The 5,651-nt window shown below is 69.4% G+C and carries 7 protein-coding genes; 6 read left to right on the top strand and 1 reads right to left on the bottom strand.

The genetic code is table 11. The features are described from left to right. Nucleotides 1-160 precede the first annotated feature (160 nt). From ACFU53_RS46140 to ACFU53_RS46120, 5 genes are all read left to right on the top strand, one after another. Nucleotides 161-1,042 (top strand): carbohydrate ABC transporter permease, encoded by an 882-nt coding sequence (locus ACFU53_RS46140; protein ID WP_384006181.1) that lies wholly within the window; start codon nucleotides 161-163, stop codon nucleotides 1,040-1,042. After that, the gene (locus tag ACFU53_RS46135; protein ID WP_384006180.1) at nucleotides 1,039-2,046 is read left to right on the top strand and encodes a zinc-dependent alcohol dehydrogenase family protein; all 1,008 of its coding nucleotides are present in this window, start codon (nucleotides 1,039-1,041) and stop codon (nucleotides 2,044-2,046) included. Before ACFU53_RS46140 ends, ACFU53_RS46135 begins: the two co-directional genes overlap by 4 nt. A 26-nt stretch (nucleotides 2,047-2,072) precedes the next feature. Next, nucleotides 2,073-3,107 (top strand): zinc-binding dehydrogenase, encoded by a 1,035-nt coding sequence (locus tag ACFU53_RS46130; RefSeq protein WP_384006178.1) that lies wholly within the window; start codon nucleotides 2,073-2,075, stop codon nucleotides 3,105-3,107. Between the two features lie 163 nt (nucleotides 3,108-3,270). After that, on the top strand, nucleotides 3,271-4,077 hold the full coding sequence (locus ACFU53_RS46125) for a DeoR/GlpR family DNA-binding transcription regulator (RefSeq protein ID WP_384006176.1): 807 nt from the start codon (nucleotides 3,271-3,273) through the stop codon (nucleotides 4,075-4,077). Then, nucleotides 4,074-4,811 carry an HAD family hydrolase gene (locus ACFU53_RS46120; protein ID WP_384006174.1) on the top strand — a complete coding sequence of 246 codons (738 nt, stop codon included), beginning with the start codon at nucleotides 4,074-4,076 and terminating at the stop codon, nucleotides 4,809-4,811. Before ACFU53_RS46125 ends, ACFU53_RS46120 begins: the two co-directional genes overlap by 4 nt. Nucleotides 4,812-4,917: 106 nt before the next feature. Here the strand turns inward: ACFU53_RS46120 and ACFU53_RS46115 are convergent, their stop codons facing one another. Beyond that, a complete protein-coding gene (locus tag ACFU53_RS46115; protein WP_384006172.1) occupies nucleotides 4,918-5,148 on the bottom strand; it encodes a hypothetical protein in 231 nt (76 codons plus the stop codon). Here ACFU53_RS46115 and ACFU53_RS46110 point away from each other — a divergent pair. Next, nucleotides 5,127-5,474, top strand: coding sequence for an asparagine synthase-related protein (locus tag ACFU53_RS46110; protein ID WP_384006170.1), 348 nt, complete (start codon nucleotides 5,127-5,129; stop codon nucleotides 5,472-5,474). The two genes, ACFU53_RS46115 and ACFU53_RS46110, sit on opposite strands and share 22 nt — an antisense overlap. Nucleotides 5,475-5,651: the final 177 nt, after the last annotated feature.

The raw sequence follows: 5,651 nt of genomic DNA, 5'->3' as shown, positions 1-5,651 counted from the left end.
AGACCACCAACCTGCCCTACGAGATCTACCTGACCATGTTCCGCAAGTACGAGTACGGCGAAGCGGCCGCCGCCGGTGTCGTCGTCGTCCTCGGCGCGTTCGTCATCGCGACCTTCGCGCTGCGCACCATCGCGTCGCTGTTCCGCGAGGAGACATCCCGATGACCCACGCAGCAGTCGCCGCCCCGGGGGGCAGGTTCAAGAAGCTCCTCCGCCGCAAGGACGACCCCAACTCCCCGCGCCTGTCCCCCCTGTGGACGTTCGTCGCCTGGCTGGCCACGCTGGCGTTCTTCGCACCGGTGGCGTGGATGGTGCTCACCTCCTTCCACCAGGAGGCCGACGCGGCGACCAACCCGCCGACCCCCTTCGCCCCCGTCACCTTCGACCAGTACAAGCTGCTGTTCAGCCGGGACATCACCCCCTTCCTCCTCAACTCGGCCATGGCCAGCATCCTTTCGACGCTGCTCGTCCTCGCCCTGGCGGTACCGGCGGCCTACGCGCTGTCCATCAAGCCGGTCGAGAAGTGGACCGACGTGATGTTCTTCTTCCTGTCCACGAAGTTCCTCCCGGCCATCGCGGCCCTGCTGCCGGTCTACCTGATCGTCAAGGACGCCGGGATGCTGGACAACGTCTGGACGCTGGTCATCCTCTACACCGCCATGAACCTGCCGATCGCGGTCTGGATGATGCGCTCGTTCCTGGCCGAGGTCCCCAAGGAGATCCTGGAAGCCGCCGAGGTCGACGGCGCGGGCCTGCTCACCGTGCTGTGGCGGGTCGTCGCACCCGTCGCCATGCCCGGACTCGCCGCCACCTCGCTGATCTGCTTCATCTTCAGCTGGAACGAGTTCATGTTCGCCGTCAACCTCACCGCGACCCAGGCCTCCACCGCGCCCGTGTTCCTCGTCGGCTTCATCACCAACGAGGGCCTCTTCCTGGCCCGCCTGTGCGCCGCGGCCACCCTCGTCTCCCTGCCCGTCCTCATCGCCGGATTCGCCGCCCAGGACAAGCTCGTCCGCGGCCTCTCCCTGGGAGCAGTCAAGTGAAGGCAGCCGTCATCACCGGACCTGGCAACGTCGAACTCACCACCGTCGACGACCCGGCCCCCGGCCCGCGCGAGGTTGTCGTCGAGGTCGCGGCCACCGGACTGTGCGGCACCGACCTGCACATCCTCCAAGGGGAGTTCGCCCCCAAGCTGCCCATCATCCCCGGCCACGAGTTCGCCGGAGAGGTCGTGGGCCTCGGCAGCGAGGTCACCGAACTCGCGATCGGCGACCAGGTCGCCGTGGACCCGTCGCTGTATTGCTTCGAGTGCCACTACTGCCGTCTCGGCCACAACAACCTCTGCGAACGCTGGGCCGCCATCGGCGTCACCCACCCGGGCGCCGCCGCCGAGTACGCCGTGGCACCCGTCGCCAACTGCGTACGACTGCCCGACCACGTAGACGTCCAGGACGCGGCCCTGATCGAGCCGCTGTCCTGCGCGGTGCGCGGCTACGACGTCCTGCGCAGCCGACTCGCCTCCCGCGTGCTCGTCTACGGCGCCGGAACCATGGGCCTGATGATGCTCCAGCTCGCCAAGGCAACCGGCGCCGCGAGCGTCGACGTCGTCGACATCAACGCCGAACGCCTGGCCACGGCAGGGCAGTTGGGCTGCTCCGCTGGTGCCGCGTCCGCCGACGAGCTCGACCGGCCGAACTACGGCTGGGACCTCGTCGTCGACGCCACCGGCAACGCGAAGGCCATCCAGGACGCCCTCGGCCGGGTCGGCAAGGGCGGCACGTACCTGCAGTTCGGGGTCGCCGACTACGCCACCCGGGCCACCATCGAGCCGTACAAGATCTACAACCAGGAGATCACCATCACCGGCTCCATGGCCGTCCTGCACAGCTTCGAACGTGCCGCCGACCTCTTCGCCACCGGTGTCATCGACCCGCGCGTCTTCATCAGCGACCGCCTCCCCCTGGCGGCGTTCCCGGACGCCATCGCCCGCTTCCAGGCGGGCATCGGCCGCAAGATCCAGATCCAGCCCGGCCTCGCCTCCGCATGAACGCCCGAACCGAACGGAACCCCCACATGACCGAGCAGATTCGCCGCGTTCTCGTCCGCTCCCTCGACGACATCACGATCGAGCAGGTGCCCACGCCTGTGCCCGAGGACGACGAACTCCTCGTACGCACCACGGTCGTCGGTATCTGCGGCTCCGACACCCATGCCGCGGCCGGCCATCACCCCTTCATCGACCTGCCCTACCGCCCCGGTCACGAGGCGGTAGGCGTCGTCGCCGCGGCGGGGAAGGGGGCCGAGGACTTCGCGCCGGGCGACCGGGTGATCATCGAACCCAACCTGTACTGCGGCCGGTGCCCCCAATGCCGCTCCGGCCGCTACAACATCTGCCAGGAACTGAAGGTCTTCGGCTGCCAGACGCCCGGCGCCATGACCGACCTGTTCACCATCCCGGCCGACCGCGTCCACCGCGTCCCCGACGGCATGACCGACATCGAGGCCGCCCTCGTCGAGCCCCTGGCCACCCCGGTGCACGCCGTGGCGAAGGCCGGTGACCTCACCGGACGCACGGTCGTCGTCCTCGGCGCCGGGCCCATCGGCCTGCTCGTCCTCGCCGCCGCCCGGCACGCGGGCGCCGCGAAGATCGCCGTCACCGACCTGCTGCCGGGCAAGCGGGATCGCGCCCTGCGTCTCGGTGCCGACGCGGCCCTGGCCGCCGACGCCACCGACCTCGCCGACCAGGCCCGGGCAGCCCTCGGCGGACCGATCGACGTCGTCTTCGACTGTGTGGCGCGCGAGCAGTCCATAACCCAGGCCACCGACCTGGTCACCAAGGGCGGCACGATCATCGTCGTCGGCGTCGGAGCCGCAGGGACCACCCCCGTACGCCTCGACCTCGTCCAGGACCGGGAGATACGTATCGAGGGCACCCTGATGTACACCGGCGACGACTACCGCACCGCGATGTCCCTGATCGCCTCCGGCGCCGTGGACACCGCCGAGATCGTCACCGCCACCTTCCCGCTGCAGGACGCCGCCAAGGCGTTCGCCGCGTCCGTCGACCCCGAGCAGGTCAAGGTACTGGTCACGGTGGAAGGTTCGTAGGCCTGCGGCTACGCAGGTGACGGACGCAGGTATGTACATGTACGTCGTAAGCCGCAGCTGTCGCCGCACGGATGGTCCGAGGCCCGGGAGTCGGACGGGCCCCGGCTTTCGCCAGCCCGTGTGGGAAACTGCGAGACCGGAGCGACCGGGAAGGAGGGGCGTGATGACAGCCCGTACGCGACTGTCCCAGGCCGCCGTCGAGGAACGGCGCCAGGCCGTGCTGCAGTATGTCGCCGAACACGGCGAGACCCGCATCGACGACCTCGCCCGAAACTTCGACGTCAGTCTCATGACGATGCACCGGGACCTGGACGACCTCGCCGGGCGGCATCTGCTGCGCAAGCAGCGCGGGCGGGCCGTCGCCTTCCCCGCTCTCACCATGGAGACGGCCACCCGCTTCCGGGAGAACAGCGCCCTCGCGGCCAAGAACGCGCTGTGCGCGGCCGTCGCCGACCGCATCAGGCCGGGCAGCACGCTACTCATGGACGACTCGACCACCCTGTTCCCCCTGCTTCCCGCACTGGCCAGGCTGGACCAGTTGCACGTAGTCACCAACTCCGTGGGCCTCGCACAGCGCCTCGGGTCCGCACCGGGCGTGAGCGTCACCCTGCTGGGCGGCCACTACCGCGGCGACTTCAACTCCTGCACCGGCCCCACCGTCACCCGTGCCCTGTCCCAGCTCCGGGCCGACCTCGCCCTGATGTCCGCCACCGCCGTCCTTGAAGGCCGCCTCTTCCACCCGCTGAACGACTACGCCGAGGTGAAGCTGGCCATGCTCGCCTCCGCCGAACAGTCGCTGCTCCTGGCGGACCACTCCAAGTTCGGCAAGACCGCCACGTATGCATACGGCACCGTGGCCGACTACCACACCGTCATCACCGACACCTCCGTTCCCGACGCGGAACTCGCAGCCATGCGCGACCTCGGAGTCGACGTCGAGACGGTCGAACCCGAAGAGCCCTCCCAGTGATCCACACCCTGTTCGAAACCCCCAGCGCCTACCGCCCCGGCGACGCCGAGATGGCCGCGCCCGTGCCACCGGTCCAGGCCGTACTGTTCGACTTCAGCAACACCATCTTCCAGATGATCGACCTGGAGACATGGCTGCGCCGGGTCGGCGCCGCCACCGGCCGCCTCGCCGTGCTGAACGAGCCCGGCTCGATGGCCGAGATCTCCGGCCAGTTGCGAACAGCCTTCCGGCTGCCCTCCGTCGTAGCCCTCCAGGAAGGCCGAGACCTCTCCTCCGCACAGCACCGCCGCGCCATGCACGCATGGTGGGAGCAGGTGGACTTCCTGCGCGGCGCGGAGGAGACGGCCTACCGGGAACTCACCGCCCCGGACGCCTGGATCCCCTACCCCGACACCGAACCGGTCCTGCGCGCCCTGCACGAACGCGGACTGCGCATCGCCATCGTCAGCGACTTCGCCTGGGACCTGCGCACCCACCTCACCCACCACGGGCTGGACGCCTTGATCGACACCTGCGTCATCTCCTACGAGCAGGGCCGCGAAAAGCCCGACCCGCAGCTCTTCCTCAAGGCCTGCGCCGACCTCGGCGCAGACCCCCGCGCCACCCTCATGGTCGGCGACAACCCCGTCCGCGACGGCGGCGCCGCCGCCTGCGGCCTGCGCACCTACATCCTGCCGGCGGAACACCGTACCGGTGAGCGCGGCCTGACAGACGTTCTGCGACTCGTGACCTGACTGCGGCGGAGCGGACGCCGGGCATGTCTGGTCATTGAGCCGCGGCTGTCTGGTGTTCGCCTTGCATGCCTTGGACATCGGCTCTGCGCTGTGGATCCTTGTTCCTTCAGCCGGGTCGGGCGGCGACACCGAGTTCCTTGCGGGTCCGGTGGACTAACTCCCGGACGGCCGGCTCGCGTCGCCAGGGGGCGAGGGCGGTGTTGAACTCGCGTACGTAGTCCTTGGCGCGGTCGGACTGGACGCGGGCGAGGATGTCGACGGACCGGTGGCCGAGTGCAAGGCCGTGGTCGAGGTCGCGGGCCTGGAGGTGGGCGGTTGCGACGATGGCGAGGCGCATGCCTGCCTTCGGAGTACAAGACCTGCCACCCCGCCGAGGGCAAGCGGATCCTGCGGGACGCGGCGAAGGCCCTCTGTCTTCCCCGCGAGGTCTGGGGCAGCCGGGACAAGCTCGGCTTCGCCAGCCCGGTCCCCACCTGGCTCAACGGCCCCCTCGCGGCCTGGGCCGACGCCCAGATCCACACCGCCCTTACCGAGGTCCCGGCCTCATGGCGGCCCCTTCTGGAGGGCGGGCTCAAGCAGGGCGGCCGGTTCGACCGCACACGGATGCAGGTCCTGATGGCGTCGGCCTGGTTTCATGACCAGACGGTAAGGGCTGCCGCATGATCCTCAACTCCCTTACTACGGTGTCCGGATGCACCACTCCTTGATCGTCGGCGCGATTCGCGCGCGACGGTGCCAGGTGACCTGGCGGAGCATGAGGCGATCTCCCGTTTCAGCCCAAGACATCACCCCATGTGGTAACTGGGCAGCCTGAACCCGCCTGCCCCGGCACCCCGTACG

The sequence above is a fragment of the Streptomyces sp. NPDC057474 genome (assembly GCF_042802555.1).
In the GTDB taxonomy this organism is placed as follows: domain Bacteria; phylum Actinomycetota; class Actinomycetes; order Streptomycetales; family Streptomycetaceae; genus Streptomyces.
Note: the sequence above shows the minus strand (reverse complement) of the source record. Positions and strands in the feature narration are given on the sequence as shown.